Genomic DNA, 511 nt, shown 5'->3' with positions numbered 1-511 from the left:
AGCCGCCGATGGCGAGGGGGATGCCGAACAGCGCGGGGATGTAGAACGCGGTCAGGCCGAGGACTTGGAAGATCAGTCCGATCGCGATGGGGGCGATGAGGCCGAGGCCGGCGGAGAGCACCTTCTGGTACAGGAACCGGTTGACGCTCATGCCGATCAGGCGCAGATCGCGGGTGGGGATCTTGAGCGAGGGGCTGTCGCCGACGCGACGGAGGACGGCTGAGCCCACCCGGTTCTCGAGGGTGGCGGCGTAGGCGGGGTCGGCGGCGACGGTGGTGGTGCCGATCCGATCGAGCGCTGCGGAGAGGCTGGGCTGGGTGGGCACCAGTGCGGCGATGACCAGCGCGAAGCCGAGCCCCAGGACGAGGCCAGGGAGGACGATCAGTGCGAGGTTCACTTCTCACCAGCTTTCTCGGTGGCAACGAGCAGACGGGGTGCCGGCACGCCGCGGCTGATGCGTCGCATCCACAGCAGGACGAGGGCGTAGCTGACGAGATATGCGGCGAACAGG

At 68.5% G+C, this 511-nt stretch carries 1 protein-coding gene; it reads right to left on the bottom strand.

The window, feature by feature from the left end; translation table 11 throughout:
* The coding region (locus ACWKWX_RS32780; protein ID WP_483829954.1) for a hypothetical protein at positions 1 to 397 on the bottom strand (397 nt) is incomplete at its 3' end.
* Positions 398 to 511 lie beyond the last annotated feature (114 nt).

Source organism: Pseudomonas imperatae (assembly GCF_057128625.1).
Note: the sequence above shows the minus strand (reverse complement) of the source record. Positions and strands in the feature narration are given on the sequence as shown.